This is a genomic window from Duncaniella sp. (assembly GCF_029056165.1).
Lineage (GTDB): Bacteria > Bacteroidota > Bacteroidia > Bacteroidales > Muribaculaceae > Duncaniella.
On sequence record NZ_JAIDBW010000034.1, the window covers coordinates 1 to 25,353 of the forward strand.

21 protein-coding genes are annotated in these 25,353 nt (G+C 52.0%); 10 read left to right on the top strand and 11 right to left on the bottom strand.

The genetic code is table 11. From position 1 onward, the window contains the following. From K2G41_RS06860 to K2G41_RS06895, 8 genes are all read left to right on the top strand, one after another. Window positions 1–3,105 (top strand): TonB-dependent receptor (locus K2G41_RS06860; protein WP_300116708.1); only part of this gene is annotated, 3,105 nt, incomplete at its 5' end. 34 nt (window positions 3,106–3,139) lie between these two features. Further along, window positions 3,140–5,215 (top strand): RagB/SusD family nutrient uptake outer membrane protein, encoded by a 2,076-nt coding sequence (locus K2G41_RS06865; protein WP_300116709.1) that lies wholly within the window; start codon window positions 3,140–3,142, stop codon window positions 5,213–5,215. A gap of 29 nt (window positions 5,216–5,244) precedes the next feature. Continuing rightward, window positions 5,245–7,530 carry a hypothetical protein gene (locus K2G41_RS06870; RefSeq protein WP_300116710.1) on the top strand — a complete coding sequence of 762 codons (2,286 nt, stop codon included), beginning with the start codon at window positions 5,245–5,247 and terminating at the stop codon, window positions 7,528–7,530. 321 nt (window positions 7,531–7,851) lie between these two features. Beyond that, the gene (locus K2G41_RS06875) at window positions 7,852–8,808 is read left to right on the top strand and encodes an RnfABCDGE type electron transport complex subunit D (RefSeq protein ID WP_300116711.1); all 957 of its coding nucleotides are present in this window, start codon (window positions 7,852–7,854) and stop codon (window positions 8,806–8,808) included. Beyond that, window positions 8,805–9,383, top strand: a complete 579-nt coding sequence (locus K2G41_RS06880; protein WP_300116712.1) for an RnfABCDGE type electron transport complex subunit G — start codon at window positions 8,805–8,807, stop codon at window positions 9,381–9,383. The genes K2G41_RS06875 and K2G41_RS06880 overlap by 4 nt, the downstream gene beginning before the upstream one ends. A 12-nt stretch (window positions 9,384–9,395) precedes the next feature. Further along, window positions 9,396–9,989, top strand: a complete 594-nt coding sequence (locus K2G41_RS06885) for an electron transport complex subunit E (protein ID WP_300116713.1) — start codon at window positions 9,396–9,398, stop codon at window positions 9,987–9,989. A gap of 52 nt (window positions 9,990–10,041) precedes the next feature. Continuing rightward, the gene (locus K2G41_RS06890; RefSeq protein ID WP_300116714.1) at window positions 10,042–10,623 is read left to right on the top strand and encodes an electron transport complex protein RnfA; all 582 of its coding nucleotides are present in this window, start codon (window positions 10,042–10,044) and stop codon (window positions 10,621–10,623) included. Between the two features lie 251 nt (window positions 10,624–10,874). Then, window positions 10,875–11,759 carry a serine hydrolase gene (locus K2G41_RS06895; protein WP_300116715.1) on the top strand — a complete coding sequence of 295 codons (885 nt, stop codon included), beginning with the start codon at window positions 10,875–10,877 and terminating at the stop codon, window positions 11,757–11,759. Window positions 11,760–11,867: 108 nt separating this feature from the next. On the opposite strand, the gene nhaD is transcribed toward K2G41_RS06895, so the two are convergent. Next, complete coding sequence (gene nhaD, locus K2G41_RS06900; RefSeq protein ID WP_300116716.1) at window positions 11,868–13,160, bottom strand: sodium:proton antiporter NhaD; 1,293 nt, start codon at window positions 13,158–13,160, stop codon at window positions 11,868–11,870. 296 nt (window positions 13,161–13,456) lie between these two features. Between nhaD and K2G41_RS06905 the strand changes: the two genes are divergently transcribed. Together K2G41_RS06905 and K2G41_RS06910 are read left to right on the top strand one after the other, a co-directional pair. Then, window positions 13,457–14,245, top strand: a complete 789-nt coding sequence (locus K2G41_RS06905) for a HipA family kinase (protein ID WP_300116717.1) — start codon at window positions 13,457–13,459, stop codon at window positions 14,243–14,245. A gap of 10 nt (window positions 14,246–14,255) precedes the next feature. Next, complete coding sequence (locus tag K2G41_RS06910) at window positions 14,256–14,600, top strand: DUF3037 domain-containing protein (protein ID WP_300116718.1); 345 nt, start codon at window positions 14,256–14,258, stop codon at window positions 14,598–14,600. Window positions 14,601–14,645: 45 nt separating this feature from the next. On the opposite strand, the gene K2G41_RS06915 is transcribed toward K2G41_RS06910, so the two are convergent. The 10 genes from K2G41_RS06915 to K2G41_RS06960 form a co-directional block, all read right to left on the bottom strand. Then, complete coding sequence (locus tag K2G41_RS06915; RefSeq protein WP_300116720.1) at window positions 14,646–15,422, bottom strand: tRNA threonylcarbamoyladenosine dehydratase; 777 nt, start codon at window positions 15,420–15,422, stop codon at window positions 14,646–14,648. Between the two features lie 65 nt (window positions 15,423–15,487). After that, on the bottom strand, window positions 15,488–15,850 hold the full coding sequence (locus K2G41_RS06920; protein WP_300116722.1) for a hypothetical protein: 363 nt from the start codon (window positions 15,848–15,850) through the stop codon (window positions 15,488–15,490). A gap of 406 nt (window positions 15,851–16,256) precedes the next feature. Then, window positions 16,257–17,411 carry a sodium ion-translocating decarboxylase subunit beta gene (locus K2G41_RS06925; RefSeq protein WP_300116724.1) on the bottom strand — a complete coding sequence of 385 codons (1,155 nt, stop codon included), beginning with the start codon at window positions 17,409–17,411 and terminating at the stop codon, window positions 16,257–16,259. A 66-nt stretch (window positions 17,412–17,477) separates the two neighbouring features. Beyond that, a complete protein-coding gene (locus tag K2G41_RS06930; RefSeq protein WP_300116726.1) occupies window positions 17,478–17,912 on the bottom strand; it encodes a biotin/lipoyl-containing protein in 435 nt (144 codons plus the stop codon). A 61-nt stretch (window positions 17,913–17,973) separates the two neighbouring features. Further along, a complete protein-coding gene (locus K2G41_RS06935) occupies window positions 17,974–18,897 on the bottom strand; it encodes an OadG family transporter subunit (protein ID WP_300116728.1) in 924 nt (307 codons plus the stop codon). A gap of 94 nt (window positions 18,898–18,991) precedes the next feature. After that, the gene (locus K2G41_RS06940; protein WP_300116730.1) at window positions 18,992–20,545 is read right to left on the bottom strand and encodes an acyl-CoA carboxylase subunit beta; all 1,554 of its coding nucleotides are present in this window, start codon (window positions 20,543–20,545) and stop codon (window positions 18,992–18,994) included. A gap of 70 nt (window positions 20,546–20,615) precedes the next feature. Further along, on the bottom strand, window positions 20,616–21,035 hold the full coding sequence (gene mce, locus K2G41_RS06945; protein WP_300116732.1) for a methylmalonyl-CoA epimerase: 420 nt from the start codon (window positions 21,033–21,035) through the stop codon (window positions 20,616–20,618). Window positions 21,036–21,298: 263 nt separating this feature from the next. Continuing rightward, window positions 21,299–22,897, bottom strand: coding sequence for an FGGY-family carbohydrate kinase (locus tag K2G41_RS06950; RefSeq protein ID WP_300116734.1), 1,599 nt, complete (start codon window positions 22,895–22,897; stop codon window positions 21,299–21,301). A gap of 18 nt (window positions 22,898–22,915) precedes the next feature. Continuing rightward, window positions 22,916–24,451, bottom strand: coding sequence for an L-arabinose isomerase (araA, locus tag K2G41_RS06955; protein ID WP_300116736.1), 1,536 nt, complete (start codon window positions 24,449–24,451; stop codon window positions 22,916–22,918). 45 nt (window positions 24,452–24,496) lie between these two features. Next, window positions 24,497–25,168: an NUDIX domain-containing protein gene (locus K2G41_RS06960; protein ID WP_300116738.1), complete on the bottom strand. Its 672-nt coding sequence runs from the start codon at window positions 25,166–25,168 to the stop codon at window positions 24,497–24,499. Window positions 25,169–25,353 lie beyond the last annotated feature (185 nt).

Below are 25,353 nucleotides of genomic sequence, written 5' to 3' on the forward strand. Positions count from 1 at the left end.
ACCGAGCGTATTTCAGTCAACGGTCAGACCCACTTCAACGTGGTACTCAGCGAGGATTCCGAAGCCCTCGATGAAGTTGTCGTGATCGGTTACGGTGGTTCACGCGCACGCCGCGACCTCACCGGTTCCGTAGGTTCGGTTTCAGGCGCGAAACTCGCCGCAGTCCCCGTCACTTCCGCAGCCGTCGCCCTTCAGGGTAAGGTGGCAGGTGTGCAGGTGACTACAGTCGATGGTCAGCCGGGTGCCGACATCAACATCCGCGTGCGTGGTGCGACATCAGTGACCCAGTCAAATGACCCGCTCTACATTGTCGATGGTTTCCAAGTTGAAAACATCAATGACATCCCGCCGAGCGACATCCAGAGCATCGACATCCTCAAGGATGCATCTCTCACCGCTATATATGGCGCGAAAGGTGGTAACGGCGTAGTCATCGTGACAACCAAGTCAGCCGCTGAGGGCAAGACTCAGGTATCGCTCAACCTTCAGGGTTCGGTTTCACATATCTCGAAGAAACTCGATCTCATGAATGCCTACGACTTCGTTGACTATCAGTGGGACTTCGCAACAGGTCGTTCAAAGTCATCATCCTCTGCAAAACTCTTCCGTTACAACTTCGGTAATATCCGCGACCTTGATCTCTATCGTTCAGCCCCAACTCACGACTGGCAGGATGAAGTGATGGGCAACAATCCATTCTCTTACTCCACCAACTTCTCTATCGGCGGCGGTAACGACAAGACCCGCTACAACATTTCGTTCACCCAGTCGGATGACCGAGGTATCATCATGGGTTCAGGTGTGCGCCGTACAAACATCCACACCAAGCTCTCTACAAAGATCCTCCCCAACCTTACTTTACAGTACAACCCCAAAATCTCCTATCGTCGTGACGAAGGTGCAGGCGGTGACAACGTAGGTACAGGCGGTATCATCGACGTACTCCGCTACCGTCCCTCCAACGGTATCCGCGAGCTTGGCGGCATCTTCTGGGCCCCCGGCGTAGCCGACCCCGATCAGGAAGCTCTCTTCGAATATACCAATCCTGTCAACGACATCAGAACCAATGTCCGTAAGAAACACTCTTATACGATTGCAAATCAGGCTTCTCTTGAATTCAAGCCCATCGAGGGTCTGACTCTCCGCACCGAAGGCAACTACACCTTCTCATTCGCGGACGACAACCGTTTCTGGGGTCCCCTTACCTCGGAAGGCAAGAAGTATCAGACTCTCCCCGTAGCCGAGATCAAGAAGACACAGACCAACCAATACACTTGGACCACCACTGCTTCCTACGACTGGAGCATCAAGGAGAAGAACAACTTCTATGCCCTCGTAGGTTTCGAACTCTATCACAAGCAGGCTCAGAACACCGACCAGAAGAACCGCTACTTCCCCCGCGAAATCACTGCTGACAAGGCCTTCAACAATATGGGACTCGGCAAGGCATGGGTTTCCGAATCAAACCTCGGCACAGCTGACCGCACAACTTCTTACTTCGGCCAGCTCAGCTACAACTACGATCACAAGTATCTCCTGTCGGCTACCTTCCGTGCTGACGGTTCGACAATGTTCGCTCCCGGTCACCAGTGGGGTTACTTCCCCTCGGTTTCAGGTGCGTGGGTACTCTCAAGCGAGGATTTCATGAAGGATCTCACTTGGCTTGACGAGCTTAAACTCCGTGCAGCCATCGGTAAGGCCGGTAACAACCGTATCAAAGCCGACATGTGGCGTTACCTCTATACCTCCAACGGTTCAGGCGGTCCAAACTTCGGCGAATCGTCAACCAATCCGGATGGAGAGATGTACTACGACACCTCAAAGTATCTCCCCAACCCCGACATCAAGTGGGAGACAACCCTCACACGTAACTTCGCTCTTGATCTTGCATTCTTCAACGGCCGTCTCCGTCTCACTCCCGAATACTACTGGAACACTACCTCCGACCTTATCTATGAGGCCGACGTGCTGACCACCATCGGTTACAGCAAGCAGTATCGCAACATCGGTCAGGTGACCAACCGCGGTTTTGAACTTTCGATCAACGGCGACATCCTCCGTGGCAAGGACTATGTCCTCTCGGCCAACTTCAATATCGGTGCAAACAAGATGAAGGTCGATAAACTGACAGGCGACGAAAACTTCCTCGAACTCCGTCACGGCCGTACAAACTCAGAAGCCGGCAACAACTACCGCCTTCAGGTCGGTGGCGAGGTAGGTCTCATCTACGGTTATGTCTATGACGGTCTCTACGGTTTCGATGAGTTCACCTATAATTCTGCTTCGTCAGTCTATGATCCCATTCCTCAGGTTTTCGATGAAAACGGCAAGCTCATTTCCGGAACTGTGAAGATGGATAATATGTATAACTCCAACGATCAGGGTACGCAGACCCAGCCCGGTAAACCCAAGTTCAAGGATCTCAACGGTGACGGTGTCATCGACGAGAATGACAAGACCGTGATCGGCCGTACGACTCCCAAACTTCAGGGTGGTTTTGGTCTCAACGGTCAGTGGAAGGGCTTTGACTTCACTGCCAACTTCACCTTCTTCCTCGACTTCGACGTATATAACGCCACTGCCTACACTCTGTCATCATCGAAGAACAATAAGAACAACTTCTACAACGTCCTTTCTTCGTTCAACAAGGCTAACCGCTGGACTTACACCGATGTTGAGTATCGTTGGGAGCACATGCTCGGCAACACACAGGCTACATGGACTAATTTCGAAGGTTCAGGCGTGCCAATGGACAAGGCTCTCCTCGACGGTTATGAAATGTATCAGTACATCAACCGTGACCGCACCGAGTGGAACCCCGCAGATGTCAATAAGGAATATACTATCTCGCGCTTCGTCGAAGACGGTTCGTTCCTCCGTTGTACCGACATCACTCTCGGCTACAGCCTTCCCTCAAAGATCTTCCAGAAGATCGGTATGAGCAAGTGTCGTTTCTATGCTTCTGTCACCAACCCCTTCATCATCACCAAATATTCCGGTTACGATCCTGAGGTTGACGTCCAGAGCGGCCTTACTCCTTCCTACGACATGAACCGCTACCCGCGTAGCCGCAGCTATGTATTCGGTATCAATCTGTCATTCTAATTAAATCATAATACCAAATTACGGAATAATCACAATGAAATTTCGCAATATATTCATAGCAGGTCTCTCGGTTGCGTCTCTCGCTTCCTGCTCGGACTATCTTGAGGTCGATGCGCCCTCACAGAATGTCCCGGAATATGTCTATTCCGACAAAACTGAGATGAACAATGCTCTCAACGGCATCTACACGTCGATGTTGAGTGGCGACACATACGGTGACAAGATGTATTCGACCTACGTCATGAACACCGATGTCGATTTCAAGACCAATTCAAGCCGCTTCCTTTCAGGTTCGGCATGGAGTCGCTACGATGCGGACCCCGACGGCGGTGCGATCAACTCGACTTGGGCTGCTCAATATGCCACCATCGAGCTTGCCAATCTTTTTGTCGAGGGTGCTGAGTCGTCATCGCTCTACGATCCTGAGGAAGAAACCGACTATGCCGATATCCGTCAGATGATCGGTGAGGCCAAGGTGATGCGCGCCATCGCTTACCATGACCTTACATGGATGTTCGGAGACGTTCCTTTCTCCTTCAACTCGTCGCGTACCACGACAGAGCGTATCTATCCCATCACTGACCGCGCCGAAGTTCTCGACAAGATCATCGAGGACCTGAAAGAAATTTCGGAGGACATGAAGTTTGCTTCTGAGCTCAGCGACGGTGTAGAGCGTATCTCTAAGGAGATGGCTTGGGCGATGATTGCCCGTATCGCACAGACTGCCGCAGGCTATACTCTTCGTCCCGACGGCGATTCCTACGGCAAGATGGAGCGCATGAACCCCGATGATTACCTCGATTACTATGCGATTTCCCGCGACTATGCAAAGAAAGTCATGGACTCTCAGAAACACAGCCTCGGAAAGCCGTTCTATCAGGTATTCTATGACCAGTGCCGTTTCATGTCCTCTACCGGTGACGACATTATATGGGAAATCCCCTTCGCTAAGACTGCCAATGGCCGCGTGGGTTATGACCACGGTCCAAAACTCGATTCCTATCAGAGTGAGACTCCCCATAACTACGGCGAGGCCAAGTCAAACAATCGTCTGAACGCCGCATACCGCTTCATGTTTGACGAAAACGACGCACGCCGTGACTATGTCAACCAGCTCACCAAGTACGATGCTCCCAATGGCGACGCAATACTTGATAACACCTATACGATTTCAAACGGTAAGTGGTCCAAACTCTGGGTTCCCGGTGGTCTTGGTAGCCAGACTACCGACAACACCGGTATCAACTTCCCATTCATGCGCTATACCGATGTCCTCCTTATGTTTGCCGAGGCTGTCAATGAAATAGAGCATGGAGTGAATGGCCCCAACGGCGCAGAGGCTGTCAGCACTCTCGCACAGGTACGTCACCGTGCCTTCCCCAACAATCCTGAGCTCGTTGAGCCCTACATAGCAGCCCGCACTTCTGAGGAAGATTTCCGTAAGGCAGTCCTTGACGAGCGTAAGTTTGAGTTTGCCGGTGAAAATATGCGCTGGCGCGACCTCGTGCGTCACGATCTCCTCGCCGAGAATGTTTATTGGACATTCTACCGCTATCTCTCGCTTGCCGAGGCATCCGAGAGTTCTTCGACCAATCTCGGTCATGTTGCCGCATACGATTTCGACGGTGACGATGAGGCTTACGACAAATTCCCCTTCACTTATCACAACATCCGTAGCGTCGATAACAAGATGACCGTTGATGGTGTCGAGATGCCCATCTATCCCGAAAGCGTATTCCCCAACCAGAATGTCAAGGTGTGCCGTGTCCTCAATCCCTACCGCACCATGTCGTCGGCTGAAGTCAACGGCCTCGGTCTCAGCAACGTCCGTCAGGACATTGTCGAGTGGTCAAAGGAGGGTAATATCCGTAACGAGATCCGCTTCTCACTCCGCGGCTACATCTATATGACTCCCGAAGAAGGTGACGAGAATGGTGCTGGAGGTGTTGTCGTGATCAACAACAACGGCAAGTATTCTATGGATGTAAGGGATCTGGCCAATAAGCCTGACCGTACGAATCTCCCTGTCATCCGTTACATCCTCCCCATCCCCCGCGCTGTCCTCAGCCGCTCGGAGGGCCGCTACCAGAATTATTACGGCTACAAGTAATTTTAACCTGATTATCTAACAAAACAGAAATGAAAAAATTCCTATATGCCCTTACGCTTCTCGTCGCTGTCGGAGCAACCTCTTGTAAGGACGACGATACAAGCTACTCGCCGGCGGATCTGGACCGTATGCCCCGAACCATGTTCCGCAGCGAAAATTCAACCAACGTGAAGCCTGAGAACGACGACTATGCATCTAAGGTCGTTCCCAACTCGATCAACACAGTGCAGCTCTACTGGTATGGTGTGGAAGGTGCGGCCGGTTATGAGATCCGCTATGCGGAGAATCTCAACAGCGGTCTTCTCGATGACTGGAATAATCCGGATAAGATTGTCGAGTCTTTCATCGTGGGCCCCGAAGTGACTCACATCGAGATTTCCAACCTCAACTACAAGACTGACTACCGCTTCATCATCCGCGTGCTTTCACCCAAGGGTGAGGAATATCATTCGGAGTGGTATGGTATCGGTGGTGGACGCGAATGGGAGGACTATCTCGGAATCCAGACCGGTGACCGCTATCCGACCCCCAATATCTGCGGTTCGAAGGATAAGGACTACCACGAGGTGACATTCACCTACGCTCTCGCATTCAACGAGGCTGACTATTCCAAGAATGACCTCCGCGAAACTCTTGATGATGGCTCTCCTAACCCCGACTACATCAAGAAGAATTTTGAAGTGGATGCTGACGGAAACTTCGTCGCTACAACTGTCGTTGTCAAGCCTGCTCCATTCAATCCGGAGGCAAGTATGCCCGACGGATTCGTGAACGGTACGCGTGTCCTCACTCCCGAAGAAATCGCTGCCGGCGAAATTCGTCTCACTGGTCTGTCAGAAAACTCAGGTTACTACGTTACCATCCGTAATGATGCCCGTATGTTCACATATACCAATCTTTCAGGGCAGACCGTGACTTGCGACATCGACGCTGAGTACAATCAAGTGTTTGTCCGTACCAAGGGTGATCCCGGAGCTCCGATCATCATCGAGCCTATAGTTGATCCCAATGACACCATTCCCGGTGCGGTTGAGTACAATGCTACCCGTATTGACACCATCATCACCAACTTTGTCAACTCTAATGTGCTTGCCGAAGGTCAGGTGTATTATCTCCGTGGAGGCCATAACTATTACACCGTAGGCAATCCCTTAGTACAGAAGGGTTTCACTCTTGCAACCCATCCCGATGACCTTGCGCAGGGCAAGCGTGCCGTTGTCTTCCTCGGCGGTATCTCTGAAAAGGGCGGCAGCCCCGTGACAGGTAACTGGGTTTTCGGTAAGAACAAGGAGGCTGGCGATGTTGACGCTCCCATCCAGATCGAGGACGTGATCTTCGAGGGCATCGACTTCCAGTGTCCTCTCGCCCGCAACTTTGGTCAGGGTAGTGCAACCGGTAACTATTTTGCCAATATGTACTCAGGTGGTCTTGCGGTGACTTTCGAATCATTCCAGCTGAAGAATTGTACGTTCCAAGGATTCATCCGTGGCTTCTTCCGAGTTCAGGGTCCGCGCTACAAGATTTTCAAGAAGATTCTTGTCGAAGACTGTCTGTTCTACAATCAGGGTTATTATGACAACAACGGTCGTGGTTACTCATGGTTTGCAGGCGACGGTAATCATGTGAAGTCAAACCTCTACAATGACTTCCAGATGCGCCGTTGTACGTTCTACGATTCTCCCCGCCATGCTCTCCTTTCTGACAATAACAAGGATCTTCTGTGGGGTAGCGACGTGAAGTTCAATATCACTATTGAGAACTGTACGTTCATCAACTTCTCTACCCGCTCGTCAGGCCGTCTATTCTTCGAGTTCCGTTACCTCCCGGACAACTCATACATCGCCTTCAAGAACAACCTTATCGTTCTTGCTTCTGATCCTTCCGACAACCGTGACCTCAACCAGTCTGCATGTGACTTCCGTAATATATCCGGTAGCGGTAACGTGACATGGGATCTCAAAGACAACTACTCTCTCGGTAGCCGCGATGCCCACATGGTTGATGACGGTATCTTCACTTCTGCTGCTTTCTCGGCCAATAAGAATGCCATCGGCGACAAGTGGGACTGGACGCCGGGTCTCGTATCAGGCAATTCTTCCGACCTTATCGTGAAGACCGGTACTCCCGCTCTCCGTGCCGATGAATTCTTCCAGAACCCCAACCCGAAGAACAAGGCATTTGACAAGGCTGCTCCCAACAAGGACGACCATGCCGCTCCCGACAACATCTTCGAGGCTCTCAAGGTCAAGAACGACGCCAAGGTTCAGTCTCACGAGATCTATCAGAAGAAGATCGGTGACCCCCGTTGGTATTGATCTGCGTGCAGGATCCGTCCTAATCACAGAGTTCAACTCTACCGATAGTCTTTAACATCATTAGGCTTCAGATAGCCGTCAGGCCGGTCCATTATGGATCGGCCTGACATTTTTTATTAGTGTAATTCATAAATAGATCAGATCAATGTATGATTCATTACATTTTTTAAGATTCACTGATCGCCCTTGACTCCTCGTGTGGTTTCCGATTCAAAATGATTGTTTTTAGGCCGAATTAAACTTTATGTAAGTTCTTTTATGCATTATTTAAAGATTTTTTCTTAATTTTGCACCGACTAATACCAATTTCAAAACTTAGTAATGAGCCAGCTTATCACCATTTCACCTTCGCCTCATGCGCAGACATCAGTCACGGTGAAGAAGCTGATGACCCATGTCATCATTGCCCTTCTTCCGGCTGTCGCATTGGCACTTTACTGCTTCGGTCTCGGTGCAGCAATCGTAATAGTCACATCCATAGTCGGTTGTGTGGCTGTTGAATACCTTATCTCACGTTACATGCTCGGAGAACAACCCTCCATCGGCAATATGTCGGCCGTCCTTACCGGACTTCTCCTTGCTCTCAACCTCCCGTCCAACCTCCCCGTGTGGACAGTCCTTATCGGTTGCGTCATCGCAATAGGCATCGGCAAGATGACTTTCGGCGGTCTCGGATGCAACATCTTCAATCCCGCACTCGTAGGCCGCGTGTTCCTTCTCCTCTCATTCCCCGTGCAGATGACCACATGGCCTCTCCCGATGGAAAACCGTCTCAACTATCTCGATGCCACCACCGGAGCGACCACTCTCGGTCAGCTCAAGATGGCTCAGATCAACGGTGAGGACGTCGATCTTCTCAATCAGGCTCTCGGTTTCACCGGCGGTTCGATGGGTGAGATCGGTGCTATAGCCCTTCTGATCGGCTTCATCTATCTGCTCTGCACCCGTGTGATCACATGGCACATTCCTGTCGCCATCCTTGGCACTGTAGCCCTTTTCTCGCTCTGCATCGGAGCTAACGTCGGCGTGCAGCTCCTCACAGGTGGTCTCATGCTCGGCGCGATCTTCATGGCAACTGACTATGTGACATCACCTATGAGCCATGCGGGCATGATCATCTACGGCGTTATGATCGGTATAATTACTGTCATCATCCGTCAGTGGGGCGCATACCCCGAAGGCGTTTCCTTCGCCATCCTTATCATGAACGGTGTCACTCCGCTCATCAACCGCTATGTCAAACCCCGCAAATTCGGAGAAGGGAGGGTAGCCGCATGAAATCGACACTCGTAAACATGGTGCTCTCGCTTGGCATCATCACCATCGTGGCCGCTGCTGCACTCGCAGGAGTCTATACAGCCACAAAAGAGCCTATCGCACAGGCCAAGGCCGAGAAGCAGAAAGCCGCTATCGGTCAGGTGCTTCCCGACATTCAATTCAACAATAATCCCGCCGAGGAGGCCACTGAAGTGACCGTCGATGGCGAGACGGTCACCGTCTTTCCCGCCCGTCAGGACGGCGAGATCGTGGGTCTTGCAGTAGAGAGCCACGACACCAACGGTTTCTCCGGTCTCATCACCGTCATGTATGGCTTCAACCCCGCAGGCGATATCACCGGTTATGCCGTGATGCAGCACGCCGAGACTCCCGGCCTCGGATCGAAGATGGGCGAATGGTTCTGCAATCCCGCCCACAGCATCATCGGCCTGAATGCCGCTACTTCCAACCTCACCGTCAGCAAGGACGGTGGCGATGTCGATGCCATCACAGCAGCCACCATCTCGTCACGCGCATTCCTCCGCGCGCTCACCCTTGCTAACCAAGCCTCACAACAATTCGCTGCACAGCAATAATCTTACCGCGCCATGAATGATAAACTCAAGATACTTTTCAACGGCATCATAGCCGAAAACCCGACATTCGTGCTGATGCTCGGTATGTGTCCTACACTCGGAACTACCGGTAGCGCACTCAACGGTATGAGTATGGGTCTCGCCACAATGGCAGTGCTTATCTGCTCCAACGTGGTTATCTCACTTATCAAGAACTTCGTGCCTTCGAAGGTCCGTATCCCCGCCTATATCGTGGTCATCGCAGCCTTCGTTTCCGTGCTTCAGCTCGTCATGGAGGCCTACGTGCCCTCGCTCTACGCTACGCTCGGCATCTTCATCCCCCTTATTGTGGTCAACTGTATCGTGCTCGGACGTGCCGAGGCTTTCGCTTCGCGCCACAATGTTATCGACAGCTGTCTTGACGGCATCGGTATAGGTCTCGGCTTCACCATCGCCCTCACCCTCCTCGGAGCTGTGCGCGAATTCCTTGGAACTGGCAAGATCTTTGATCTCACCATCTATCCCGAACAGTTTGGTTCGCTCGTGTTCGTCCTCGCCCCCGGCGCGTTCATCGCCCTCGGCCTGCTTATCGCTCTTTTCACTAAGCTCCGCGCAAAATCATGCTGATGAACAGCTGACTGATACTTAATACGTCACATTTAATACCAGAATTAAGATCATGCTTGAATATATTTCCATCATCATAACGGCGATCTTTGTCAATAACATCGTCTTCGCCCAGTTCCTCGGCATCTGTCCGTTCATCGGAGTGTCGCGCAAGCTTTCGAGCGCAGTCGGCATGGGTGCGGCCGTGACTTTCGTAATGATCATCGCCACCGCCATTACGTGGCTGCTTCAGGATCTCGTACTCACACCCTTCGGGCTGGAGTTCATGCAGACCATCGTCTTTATCCTCGTGATCGCCGCCCTCGTGCAGATGCTTGAGATCATCCTCAAGAAGATCGCTCCCGTGCTCTACAGCGCGCTCGGTGTATTCCTCCCGCTCATCACCACTAACTGTGCCGTCCTCGGTGTGGCTATCACGGTTGTGCAGAAGAACATGGATCTCGGCCAGAGCATCGTCTATGCTTTCGCAACCGCGATCGGTTTCACTATGGCTATCGCCATCTTTGCCGGTATCCGCGAGCAGCTCGCATGGACATCCGTCCCCAAGGCAATGCGTGGTGTGCCTATCGCAATGATCTGCGCCGGTCTTCTCGCCATGGCCTTCATGGGTTTCTCCGGTATCAAGATCGGTTGATCCTAACATTCCCCTACATCTGTCAATGTTCCGTGACGGTGGATATGCGTGAGTCATTCCACCTCACCGCATAAATATTCGCCTGAAACTATAAAGACGAAATAATGAGAGCCTTCCATTCCATATAGGGACGGAAGGCTCTCAGTCGCTTATCAATAGCATTTATTTGCTTCTATATATGCAGCTTTAAATTTTTATATCTAATATTTTATATTTGTAATATGATGTCCACCTTCCGACTGTTCCCGCTCTTGTCATTAATCATAGTGATGTTCACAGCATGTTCACGGCATAACAGCCCTGATCTTGCCTCCCGCCTCGGTGAGATAACGGATAGTGCCCCCGGACAAGTCGGGATCGCAGTGATCCTGCCGATGGGAGATACTGTCACCATCGGTTGTGACAGTGTCCGTTATCCGCTAATGAGCGTTTTCAAGCTTCATCAGTCCATCGCTCTCGGCCGCGTACTCGACGAGTCCGGTGTGGGGCTTGACACAATCGTTACGATCGCGCGTAGAGAGCTTAATCCTGATACATGGAGTCCGCTGTTGGTCGATCATCCCGAAGGAGACGTAAGCCTACCGCTGACAGATCTGCTGGACTACCTCCTGCTGCAGAGTGACAACAATGTGAGTAACATACTTTTTGACCGCTTCTGCCACGTAGCGATGACCGACAGCATAATCCGCAATATGACGGGCGACAATGATTTCAAGCTTACATACACTGAACACGAGATGCAGCTTGACCATGCGAAAGCCTATCGTAACTGGAGTTCTCCTAAGGCGTGTGCAGCTCTGATGGCCTCTCTTTTCACCGACAGCCTGCTTTCAGCTCCGAAGCAGCAGTTTATCATTTCTGCACTGAAACGTTGCGAGACGGGCCGTGAACGCATCCCAGCAGCCTTTACCCATAATGATAGCGTGACGATAGCACATCGCACAGGCAGTGGCTACATCAATGAACACAATGAGATAGTAGCTGTCAATGACGTGGCTCATATCATCCTTCCCGATGGCCGGAACTACACGCTTGCTGTTCTCGTCAAGGATTATTCCGGAACGCAGGAGGATGCCGAGAGGTTGATAGCCCGAATATCCTCAGAGGTCTATGCCTATATTGAGGATCAGCGTTAAACTGATCGGGCATACCCGATCCTGCACGAAAAAAGCAAGCGGGAACGCTATTCCGGTAAAAGAAATCCGGAAAAGCGTTCCCGCTAATAATTTTATTTCAGATGGAGCTTAGCCCATAAAGAGGGTTTCGAGAGCATAGACGGCTATACCGGCTATGTAGCCCACGAAAGCGATCCATGTGAATTTCTTGAGGTACCATCCGAAGCTGATTTTCTCTAGTCCCATGACCACAACGCCGGCTGCAGATCCGATGATGAGCATTGAACCGCCGACACCGGCACAGTAGGCGAGTAGCTGCCAGAAGAGGCCGTCGCATGCGAAGTCGCCTGTAGCTGCGATGGGATACATGTCCATACAGCCTGCCACGAGAGGAACGTTATCGACAATACTTGAAACGACACCGATCACACCGGTCACGAGATAGTGGTTGCCGTTGGAAACCTCGTTGAGCCACTGGCCGAAAGCGGTGAGAACACCTGTTTCCTGAAGGGTTGCCACGGCGAGGAGGATACCGAGGAAGAAGAGGATGGTTGCGAGATCGATACGTGAGAGGAGGGTCGTTACCTTGAGATGGCTGGTCTCAGCTGCAATGGAGAGACGGGAAGTGCGCCATTCACTGACGAGCCAAAGTACTCCGAGAGCAAGAAGGATTCCCATAAAGGGAGGGAGGCCGGTGAGCATACGGAAGATCGGTACGAAGATCAGACCGCCAACACCGAAGAAGAGAATGATCTTACGATCGGTCGGAGAGTTGGCCGGAAGTGATTCTGCTGCACCGGAGGGTGCTACGACCTCGCCCTTCAGGTAGAGCGATACGCACAGTGCCGAGACAACAACCGAGATAATGGACGGAAGGATAAGCTGAGAAATAACACCGCCGGTGGAGATCATACCCTTGATCCAAAGCATGATGGTGGTTACATCGCCGATGGGTGAGAACGCACCGCCTGCGTTTGCGGCGATGATGATGATACCGCCGTAGATCATGCGATCCTTGTGGTCCTCGATGAGCTTACGGAGCACCATGATCATTACAATCGAGGTTGTAAGGTTGTCAAGGATGGCAGAAAGAATGAAAGTCATCGCGGTGATACGCCATAGAAGGGCTTTTTTGCTCTTGGTGGCGAGAGCATCGTGAACGAAGTAGAAACCTCCGTTAGCATCGACGATCTCCACGATGGTCATTGCGCCCATGAGGAAGAATAAGATTTCACAGGTTTCACCGAGGTGGTGGAGCAAACGGCTTGATGTTTCGGCCTCACCTCCGACACCACAGGCATAAAGAGTCCAGCAGACCACACACATGAGCAGTGCGGGTACTGCCTTGTTGATCTTGAGCACGCTCTCCAGAGCAATGCACAGATAACCGAGAATAAAGAATGTGACGATTGCAGTTACCATTTTTTAAAATGATTTCATGGATTATAGTTAAAGATTCTGATAATTGCGAAATGACGTGGTGGAGGGAGGTTTAGATTCTGTTCATAGGGCTTGTATAAGTGCCATGCCCCCTTGGTGGATCGTAGAGTTGGCTGATTGACCCGTATAGACTGCACTTTCCGCGCAAAGGTCGCAATTATCTCGCTGACTTCAAAATTATCGGAGTGGAAATAATTAAGGAAATATTTCTTTAATCCACTTAGCTGCAAATCGCTATGAAAAATTGTTGTAAATTTGTAAAACAGACAGAATAAATTATGAAACTCGATATCCGACACGAACAGACCACGCTCTACATGCAGCCGTTGCGTGAGGGCGGTTCGCTTCCGGGACTGGTCGAAGCTTCCGATGGCTTCCGTTATGTGGCCAAATTCCGTGGTGCAGGTCATGGGACAAAGGCTCTGATAGCGGAATTCATTGGTTCGGAAATTGCACGGGCTGCCGGTTTCCGCGTTCCGGAACTCATATTTCTTGATCTTTCCGAGGATTTCGGACGGACTGAGCCTGACGAGGAGGTGCAGGACTTATTAAAAGGTAGCGAGGGAATGAATCTCGGTGTGCATTTCCTGTCCGGAGCCATGACATGGGATGTACTTGCCAACCGCATGGATGAAATGACTGCATCGCGTCTCGTCTGGCTCGACGCGTTCCTGACAAATATTGACCGCACGGCACGCAACACCAATATGCTCTACTGGAATCGTGAACTATGGCTAATAGATCAGGGTGCTTCGCTCTATTTCCATCATTCGTGGTCCGACTGGCAGAAGGCGGCTTTAAGTCCCTTCCCATACGTCAAGGATCATGCCGTGATCCGTCACGCCACAAAACTCGATGAAGCCGATGAGGCTATGCACCGCAGAATCACCCCTGAGATCATAGATGCGGTGGTGGATGCCATTCCAGTGGATTGGTTAGAGGCTTCCGGCACAGATGCTACGGCCGATGAACAGCGTGAGGTCTATAGGAATTTTCTTAAAACTCGATTGTCGAACTCTCAAATTTTTGTGCGCCATGCCATCGAATCCCGACAGAAACTTATTTGAGTACGCAGTTGTGCGCTTCCTGCCTCGCGTGGAGAGGGAGGAGTTTATCAACATCGGGCTTGTCATGATGTGTAAGCGTCGGCGATGGATTCGCGTCAAGGTCGATGTTGATTCACCGCGATTGCATGCGTTCGCCCCGTGTGCCGATCTTGAAGCACTCCGCAGTCAGCTTGACGCATTCTGCCGAGTAGCTGCCGGTTGTCGTGGAGCTATCGGAGAACTTGAGCCGCACGAGAGATTCAGATGGCTCACGGCTGTCAGGAGCGCATGTCTATCCACCTCTCGACCGCATCCGGGACTTACGGATGATCTTGACGGAACGTTTGCCCGTCTCTATACCGATCTGGTGGAGTAAAATTATGAATGAAAATAAAACCGGGAAATTATTCAGAGCCTGAAGCTAAGAGGCCGACATTACGTCGCGTATGGCGAGTGAGGCAAGGGTAATCCCGAAGATGGCTGTGATGTGCATCATTGCTCCGTTTGTCGCAACTTTGTTAAAAGACATTGCTCCTGAATTGTCGGCCATGACATCCGCATCGGGATGATTGGATACAAGTTCATCGGAATAAACGCATTTGAATTTCCGGGCAGGAAACTCACCGCTTTTCTTGAATTTGCGTCGGAGTGCCGCCGCAAGCGGACAGCCCTTCACTTTCCAGAACTCGGCCACGCTCACGCGTGACGGATCTAATTTAAGGGCTGCTCCCATGGATGAATAGAATCGTGAGGGACGGTCGCTGTGTGCGGTCTCGGCGACCGCACGGGTAGCGTTGAGGATCAGGAGTGCTTTGTCTGAAAGGGAGTCGATGGCATCGATAATGATGTCATAGTTGCGGAGATCATAGTCCGCTTGTGTCGATGCTGTGTAGAATGCATGTATGGCCTCGATGTTTGCGTCGGGGTTTATGTCGAGCAGGCGAGCCTTCATGGCCTCGACCTTTATTTGCCCGACAGTAGTGGATGTGGCGGGGAGTTGGCGGTTTATATTGGAGAGTGCGATGCAGTCGGCATCGACAATGGTAAGTTGAGTGAATCCGCTTCTGACGAGAGTCTCGGCAGCCCAGCTGCCTACGCCTCCCATGCCGAATATGATTACTTTCGTTTCGCCGAAAGCGGAGAGGGTGGCCCGGCCGGTGAGACGGGCTGTGCGGTTGAATACTTCTTCGCGGTTCATCTGTTAGCGCAGAGATGTGGATGCAAGTGCGGTGAAGGTATAGATATGATCGATGCGTGGAAGCTTCAGTTTGCAGCTACGCGTTTGCTTGAAAGAGAATCTTTCAGACGTGACCATACGGAGGGTTCATCCATGCGCAGATGGACGTTGACATCAGATGTGGTCTTATGAAGGAAGATGATTGAATTCCGGAGGATGATAGCGAGATAATTCTCAAATTCTACGATTTCGTGAATATGACGCAAGGGGATGGTTGCGAAAGGTGAACGGGGATCTATACTGCCGATGTACAGGTCATTCTCATCGATTACGATACCATGATTCTCTATGGCGTATGCGAAGAGTAAACCGAAATTGAGTTCGTCAGGCGAGGCCGGCGGACGCTTGTACTGCTTATACATCTTATCGATGATCTGGCGTGTTACCATATTCTCAAAAGATTTTAGTGCCGATAGAACAATGGGAATAAATGCGTGATAGACTATTACACTGTCGAGTTTGGAAAAACGGGTGATGAATTTCGGACTGTGTGGTATGTCTTTGCTATTACAACAATCGTTTCTTTCGTTGGGTTTATAGTTTTCTGTTAAAAAATGACCCTTATGTTAAGTTAAAATGCAAAAATCGGATGCTATAGGACGCAGGGATCGGATAATAACGATTTATAGGGCTGATTACCCGTTGTTTAGGCTGTAGAAGGTATTTATTCAGGTCCGTTGTCCTTTGGCAAAAAAATTACGCAGGGACAGAAATTCAATTCTGAGAAAATTGTTTTTCATGTCCCTGCGTAACGGATTCAGTATGTTCGCGCTCCTGCAGGAGCTGCTGGAACTATCAGGCAAGGAAGCCGAGGAGCACACCGGCCGCTACGGCTGAACCGATCACACCGGCTACGTTGGGACCCATGGCGTGCATCAGCAGGTAGTTGCTCGGATCGTACTCAAGGCCGAGGTTGTTGGAGATACGTGCCGACATCGGGACGGCCGAAACACCGGCGTTACCGATAAGCGGATTGATCTTCTTGGACTTCGGAAGGAAGAGGTTGAAGAGTTTCACGAAGAGCACACCACTGGCCGATGCGATGACGAAGGCCATGAATCCGAGAAGGAAGATGCGGATGGTCTCTGAGGTGAGGAACTCCGATGCCTGAGTGGATGCGCCGACAGTCATACCGAGGAGGATGGTGACGATGTCGGTGAGTGCGTTGCTCGCAGTCTTGGCGAGACGGTTAGTCACACCGCATTCACGGAGGAGGTTACCGAAGAAGAGCATGCCGAGCAGGGGAAGACCTGAAGGAACGACGAAGCAGGTAAGGATCATACCCACGATGGGGAAGATGATCTTCTCGTTCTGCGACACGGCACGTGCGGGTTTCATCTTGATGACGCGTTCATTCTTAGTGGTAAGCAGACGCATCAGCGGCGGCTGGATCACGGGGACGAGAGCCATGTAGGAGTATGCCGACACGGCGATGGCACCCATGAGGTTGGGAGCGAGCTTCGATGAAAGGAAGATTGCAGTCGGGCCGTCGGCACCACCGATGATGGCGATCGCACCGGCCTGATCAGGCGCGAAGCCGAGCAGGAGGGCCACCATGTAGGCACCGAAGATACCGAACTGGGCGGCTGCACCGATGAGCATGAGCTTAGGATTGGCGATGAGGGCCGAGAAGTCGGTCATCGCACCGATGCCGAGGAAGATGAGCGGGGGATACCATCCGGCACTCACACCGTTGTAGAGGATGTTGAGCACAGAGCCCTCCTCATAGATGCCGATCTCAAGACCGGCGGTGGTGTTGAAGGGGACGTTGCCGATGAGGATACCGAAGCCGATGGGCACGAGGAGCATCGGTTCGAAATTCTTCTTGATGGCGAGCCAGATGAAGAACAGGCCGACAAGCAGCATCACGAGATGCTCCCATGTGGCGTTGTAAAAACCTGTCAGATGCCAGAACTCCTGAAGGTTTTGCAGTAAGAATTCTTTGAACATAATTCTCTGGGTTTACTTAGACGTGAGGGTTTTCAAAAATGAATGTTTTGGAGACGCTCACTCCGGTTATTCGAGAACTATGAGTGCTGTGCCCTGAAGTACAGAGTCACCGTTGCCTACGTTGATAGCGGCTACCTTTCCGTCGCGGCCGGCATGGATGGCGTTTTCCATCTTCATGGCTTCGAGGACAACCACGGTGTCCGATGCCTTGACTGTGTCACCGACCTTCACGTTGACTGATACGACCACGCCGGGCAGGGGAGCCTCGACTGTGTAGCCGCCGGTAGAGACTTGAGGTTTGTTGATAACCTTTGCTCCGGTCTCGGTGCGGGGAGCTGCTGAAGGACGGGGAGCTGAAACGATGGTGACGGGCTTTTCGGTCTTCTGGAGCTCAACTTTGTAAGGCACGCCGTTGACTTCCACCTTGGCGAGATTGTTGTCGATATCACCGATTTTCACCGTGTAGAGGTTACCGTTGATTCTATATTTATACTCTTTCATTTCTTTTTTAGTGTTTCAATGGTTGAAGCGGGGGAAATTAATGTGAGGGGGAAATGCGTGCTTAGTGGCGGGGGAGTTCACGGAGACTGTAGATCTTTGAGCTCCAAGGAGAGTAAGCACGACGTACCTTGTTGATGGTGAGTACGGTATTTTCGCGGTCATGAGCGTCGAGATGCTCGGCGAGTGCGGCAGCGATTGCAGCGATGACCTCACCTGAATCATGCTCATCGTGATGCTCTGCGGTCTCTTCGTCACCGGCGAGTGCTTTTGCCTTGCGTTTGCGCGAAACGTTTGCACCGATTGAGTTGATGATGTAGAAGCAGATCGAGAGGACAAGCAGTGCGAGGAACACGATACACATAGCCATGACGGCCATTGCGAATCCGTGAGGATCATGTTCGGCGAAGCTATCGACCTTGTTGTTTGTGCTCTTGATGATGTTATTGCTTGACGGTGTGATGTATTTGGCGTCTGAACCGTCGCGCACTTCCCAGTCATCGGGATTGTTGATGCCGCCTTCGCCGTCAGCCTTGCGGGCGTATGACTGACCCGGAAGCAGAGAACCGGGGATCACGATCTCGTCGATGAGGCTAAGACCGTTGGCATCGTAGATGGCAATGTAGTTGTCCTCGCCGGGAGTGAAGGTGAAGTTGGTGTGGAACGTGCCCTTGTTGGGCTCTCCGTCGGCCCAGAAGATGATGTGCTGACGCGAGGGGATCTCGGTGTTTACATCGCCTAAGGGAACGGGATAAAGCGTATTGTTGCTGGGATCGTTGGTGAGATAGACGCTTGAGATTTCAAGCGGGGCGAAGGTCGAGTTGAAGAGCTCGATCCAAGCCTGATACTGTCCGAAATCGTCAACCACACTTGTGGAGTCATTGACGATCATCACCTCATTGATGCGGAGACCTCTGCGCCCTTGGGCGGAAACGGCCATCACGCATGCGAGAGTCACCATCAGCAGCGTTAGAAGTCTTTTTTTCATAAATCTGTGTTGAGATTGATTGATGAGATTTTGATGCTGTCCGCGCTGGAGACTCCCGCTGGTTGGCGGGATCTCCGGCGAGGAAGTGACGCTCTTAGAGAGGTATGTTGCCGTGTTTCTTGGCAGGGTTGACCACTTTCTTGGTGGCAAGCTGCTGGAGGGCACGGATTACGCGGAAACGGGTGTTGCGGGGTTCGATCACGTCGTCGATGTAGCCGTAGCGTGCTGCATTGTAAGGATTGCAGAAGAGCTTGTTGTACTCTTCCTCCTTCTCGCGGAGCACCTTGGCGGGATCTTCGGCAGCCTTGGCTTCCTTGGCGTAGAGAACCTCGACAGCACCTGCGCCACCCATAACTGCGATCTCGGCGGTAGGCCAAGCGTAGTTCATGTCGCCGCGGAGCTGCTTGCATGACATAACGATGTGTGAGCCACCGTAGCTCTTGCGGAGTGTCACGGTCACCTTGGGCACCGTAGCCTCACCGTAGGCGTAGAGGAGCTTGGCACCGTGAAGGATCACACCGTTGTATTCCTGACCTGTGCCGGGAAGGAAGCCGGGGACATCAACGAGTGTCACCAGAGGAATGTTGAAGGCGTCGCAGAAGCGGACGAAACGTGCGCCCTTACGCGATGCGTTGCTGTCAAGCACACCGGCGAGATATTTGGGCTGGTTGGCGACAACGCCTACTGACTGACCGTTGAAACGGGCGAAGCCGATGATGATATTCTTTGCATAGTCACGCTGGATCTCAAGGAATTCACCGTTATCGACGATGGCGTTGATGACCTCATACATGTCGTAGGGACGGTTGGCCGAGTCAGGGATGATCTCATTGAGCGAGTCCTCAAGACGGTCGATGGGATCGGTGCATTCAACCAACGGGGGTTCTTCGAGATTGTTCTGGGGAATGTAGCCGAAAAGCTTGCGGATGATGCGGAGTGTCTCCTCTCCGTCCTCTGCTGCGAAATGAGCCACACCGCTCTTCTGAGAGTGAACTGTAGCTCCACCGAGTGCTTCCTGACTCACATCCTCGCCGGTAACTGTCTTTACAACCTTAGGACCTGTGAGGAACATGTAGCTGATGCCCTTGGTCATGATGGTGAAGTCGGTGAGGGCGGGTGAATAGACCGCACCGCCGGCACACGGGCCGAGGATCGCGGAGATCTGGGGGATCACGCCTGAAGCGAGGATGTTGCGCTGGAAGATTTCAGCATATCCTGCGAGAGCGTTGATGCCTTCCTGAATACGTGCGCCGCCTGAGTCGTTGAGACCGATGACGGGAGCACCCATCTTCATGGCCATGTCCATGATCTTGCAGATCTTGAGGGCCATGGTCTCGCTGAGTGATCCACCGAACACGGTGAAATCCTGAGCGAATACATATACGAGACGTCCGTCGATCGTACCGTAACCGGTAACCACACCGTCGCCGAGGTAGCTCTTCTTTTCCTGACCGAAGTTGTGGCAGCGGTGACGGACAAACATGTCTATTTCCTCAAAAGAACCTTCGTCGAGAAGCTGGGCAATGCGCTCACGAGCAGTGTATTTGCCTCTTTCGTGCTGTTTCTGGATGGCCTTTTCGCCGCCGCCCAGACGAGCTTCTTCGCGGAGGGCGATAAGCTCTTTTACTTTTTCAAGCTGATTACTCATCTGTGGAGATTATGTAAGAGTTGGGATTGTATTTTTTAGATGCTGTTGTAGCTTTATGGGATGATTCTCCTTACTTGTTGGGATCCTCGCAGAGTTCGATGAGCGTGCCGCAGGTCGATTTGGGGTGGAGGAAGGCGATGTTGAGACCTTCGGCACCCTTGCGGGGAGCTTTGTCGATGAGGGCGCAACCCTTTTCAGATACTTCAGCGAGAGCGTTGGCAACACCGTCCTCGATAGCGAAAGCGATGTGCTGGATGCCGCCACGGCCACCGTTCTTCTCGATGAACTTTGAGATCGCGCTGTCAGGTGATGTGCCTTCGAGAAGCTCGATTTTGGTCTGACCTACCTTGAAGAAAGCGGTACGCACTTTCTGATCCTCAACTTCTTCGATAGCGAAGCACTTGAGACCGAGAGTATTTTCATAAAAAGCGATTGCAGCCTTGAGATCGGGCACTGCGATGCCCACATGTTCAATGTGTGAGATATCCATGATAAGTGATTGATTTTGGTTAGTTGTTAATTTCAGTGATTGGTATGTTTCAGGTGTCCGTGTGATGTCTTGTATGAGGCACAGACCTTTCAACGATGCAAATTTAAGTATAAAAATCGGTGATAACAAACTTATAATTACCCAATAATTACAGTCGGACGGAGATTTTATAGCCGAAAATATCTCCGTAAATAGAAAAGGCGTGGAAAACTTGTATTTTCCACGCCTTTTCTATTGGGTTTTATATGTCCGTCCGAGACGGTTTAGGCTTTGGCCTCAGTGGCGGCACGCTCGATGGCGAGGCCGCGCTTGTAGTTCTCAAGATAGGCGTTGAAGCCCTCTACTTCTTCAGGGGTTGCTACGATCTCACTTCCGGCATCACCGAGGAACACGTTGTCGTTCAGGAAGCCTGCGAGAGACTGATCCTTGGTGTTGTGGGTAAGATATGCGGCGAGGAGTGCTATGCCCCATGCTCCGCCTTCGCCGGCTGTCTCCATTACGGAGATGGGCGAGTTGAGGGCAGCGGCAAGGACGCGCTGACCTACGCCGGGTGTCTTGAAGAGACCTCCGTGTCCTGTGATGCGATCCACCTCGACTTTTTCCTCATTGAAGAGGATGTCATTGCCGATTTTCAACACGCATACCGATGCATAGAGGTTGGCGCGCATGAAGTTGGCGAGGTTGAACTTGTCATTGGCCGAACGCACGAAGAGTGGACGTCCTTCCTCCAGTCCGGTGATAGGTTCGCCGGAATAGTAGTTGTAGGAAATGAGTCCGCCGCAGTCGGCGTCGCCTTTGAGGGCATTGTTGTAGAGGAGTCCGAACACCTGATCCATATTGACAGGTATGCCGAGCAGCTGCTGATATTCCTTGAAAAGGTTGACCCACGCATTGAGGTCGGAAGTGCAGTTGTTGCAGTGGACCATCGCTACGAGGCTGCCGTCAGGTGTGGTCACCATGTCGATCATCTCGTAAGGCTTGGAGAGTTCCTTTTCAAGAACGATCATCGAGAAGGATGAGGTACCGGCCGAGACATTGCCCGTGCGCTGGAGGACGGCATTGGTGGCCACCATTCCTGTGCCTGCATCACCTTCAGGAGGACAGAAGGGAATGCCGGGCTTGAGATGACCGGAGACGTCGAGACGCATAGCACCCTCGGCGGTGAGTGTTCCGGCGTTCTGGCCTGCGACAAGCACCTTAGGCATGATGTCGAGCAACTTCCAAGGATAGCCGTTGGGTTCGATGAGTTTGTCGAACTTCTCGACCATCTCTTTGGAGTAATCCTTGGTTGAAGGATCGACGGGGATCATGCCGGAGGCATCGCCTATGCCGAGCACCTTCTCGCCTGTGAGCTGCCAGTGGATATATCCGGCAAGCGTGGTGAGATAGTTGATGTCCTTCACGTGAGGCTCACCGTTGAGGATGGCCTGATAGAGATGTGAGATGCTCCAGCGGAGAGGGATGTTATAGACGAAAAGCTCCGACAGTTCGGCTGCAGCCTTACCGGTATTGGTATTGCGCCATGTGCGGAAGGGCACGAGGATCTCCTCATTGCTTCCGAATGGCATATAGCCGTGCATCATGGCACTGATACCGATTGCAGCGAGGCTCTCGATCTCTGTGTCGAACTCCTTGCGCACATTGGCACGGAGATTGGCGTAGCAGTCCTGAAGACCATACCAGATGGCCTCGGTGCTGTAAGTCCAAAGTCCGTCGGCAAGCTGGTTCTCCCATTCGTGCGAGCCTTGTGCGATGGGTTTGTTCTCCTCGTCGATCAGGACAGCCTTGATACGGGTCGAACCGAACTCTATACCGAGGATGGCCTTACCCTGCTCGATGGTTGATTTGGGGTCGAGTTTCATAGGTCAGGTTGCCGGGGCTTAGAGATAGAGTGACTTGTTGAGCATGTAATAGACCTCACCGAGACGGAGAGAGTTCTTGAAGTTCTCGATGGTGGTGTCTTTGTCGATGTGTACCATCTCGATGCCTGCGATCTCGGCATAGTCTTCCCAGAATTCGGGAGTGATGTCGTATGAGAAGCAGGAGTGGTGAGTTCCACCGGCGAGAATCCATGCTGTAGCTCCGGTCTCGAAATCGGGCTGGGGAATCCAGAGGGCCGATGCGACGGGGAGCTTGGGCAGAGGCTTGGACTTGATGCAGTCAACATCGTTGACGATGAGGCGGAAACGGTTGCCCATATCGACAACTGTAGCTGTCACGCCTGCGCCGGGCTTGGATGTGAACACCAGACGTGCGGTCTGTGTCTTGCGGACACCGATACCGAGGAAGTGAACTTCAAGGCGGGGACGCTCTTCGGCGATGAGGGGACATACTTCAAGCATGTGGGCCTGAAGGATGGAGCTTTCCTTGCCGTTGAAGTTGAGAGTGTAGTCCTCAAGGAATGAGCAGCCACCTTCCATGCCGCGGGTCATCACCCAAAGTGTGCGGTAGAGGGCAGCGGATTTCCAGTCGCCTTCAGCACCGAAGCCGTAGCCTTCGGCCATGAGTCGCTGCGATGCGAGACCGGGGATCTGGTCGAAACCACGACCGGTTACATCTACATTGAAATCGCCGAGATCGTCGAAGTTGGTTGTGAATCCCTTCGCGCCCTTGTCCTTGAGCATACGGCGGAGGGTAAGCTCAGCCTTGGCTGCGTTCCAGACTTTGGTATAGCCTTCGTTGTTCTTGTCCTCAAGAGCGGCATCGTGAGCGTAGAGGCGGAAGTATTCCTGCACGAGATCATCCACTTCAGAGTCCTGAACCTGATCGAAGTATTTCATGAGCTGGCTGAAGGGCATGTAGTCAACGTGGTAGCCGAGGCGGATTTCAGCTTCTACCTTATCACCGTCGGTAACGGCGACGTTGTTCATCTGGTCACCGAGACGGATGATGAGCATGTCCTGAGAATCGGCCCAACCCACGCAGACGCGCTGCCATACGGCGATGCGTTCGAGAGTCTTGGGATCTTTCCAGTAGCCGGTGACCACCTTGCGGCGCACACGCATACGGGCGCAGATGTGACCGAACTCGCGGTCGCCGTGGGCACTCTGGTTGAGGTTCATGAAGTCCATGTCCATGGTGTCCCAAGGAATTTCGGCGTTGTACTGGGTGTGGAAGTGGAGGAGGGGCTTGGAGAGAATCTTCAGACCGTGAATCCACATCTTGGCGGGGGAGAAGGTGTGCATCCAAGTGATGATACCTGCGCAGCGGGGATCATTGTTGGCGGCCTTCATGATATCCTCGACTTCAGCAGAGGAGTTTGCAGTGCCTTTATAGACGACCTTAACGGGAAGGATTCCTGAGTTATTGAGGCCATCGACCATCTCTTTTGAATGAGCATCGACACTAACGACGGCGTCACCTCCGTAGAGGAGCTGTGCGCCGGTTACCCACCATATTTCATAGTTTGAGTACATAGGCTTTAGATTGTTTTAAGTAATTGTTTTATTGGTTGGATTGATTCAGATTTTAAATTTCGGGTGCGACATGTAGGCGCGGTCATTGAAGCGGTAGAGCGAAGCACCGCGACGCGATCCGGTCTTGTCGATGAACTCGGTCTTTTCGATACAGTCCGTCTCGGCCACACGCTTGCGGAAGTTGCGTTTGTCAAGCGACTCTCCGAGTATCGTTTCATAGAGTGACTGTAGCTGTGACAGTGTGAACATGGCCGGAAGGAGATTGAAGCCGATAGGTTCATGCGAGCATTTGGCCCGCAGGAGTTCAAGGGCTTTCCTGATCATGTCAGGATGATCGAAGCCGAGTTGAGGAAGCGCGTTCAGATCGATCCACACGGCATTATGCTTTTCAAGGAGCTCAAGGTTGTATTCGTCAGGACCGAGAAGGGCATAGTAGGCCACGGAGATCACTCGTTCGCCGGGATCACGGTGTAGGGCTCCGAAAGTATGGACCTGCTCCATGTATATATCTTCAAGACCCGTAAGGTCGCGGAGAACGCGGCGTGCGGCGTCATCGACGCTCTCATCGGTCTGCACGAAGCCTCCCATGACCGACCATTTTCCCTTTTCAGGCTCGAAAAGGCGTTTGGAGAGGAGGAGACAGAGTTTTCCTTCGACCAGACCGAAGATGATACAGTCAACCGCGACGAAAAACTGCGGATTTTCAGAATAAAACATCGTGGAGTAGTTTGTGGTTGTTTAAGCAGAGTTATAGATGCTTAAATAACTCTTAAAACTTTGAGGATGGCGGATTTATCGGAGATAAGACCCTGAATGATATGCCGTGATGTTTAAATTCAGGTTGCAGGGACGGCGCGAGCGCAGACCCTGCAACCGATTTAAGTTCTCTTAAGACATATACT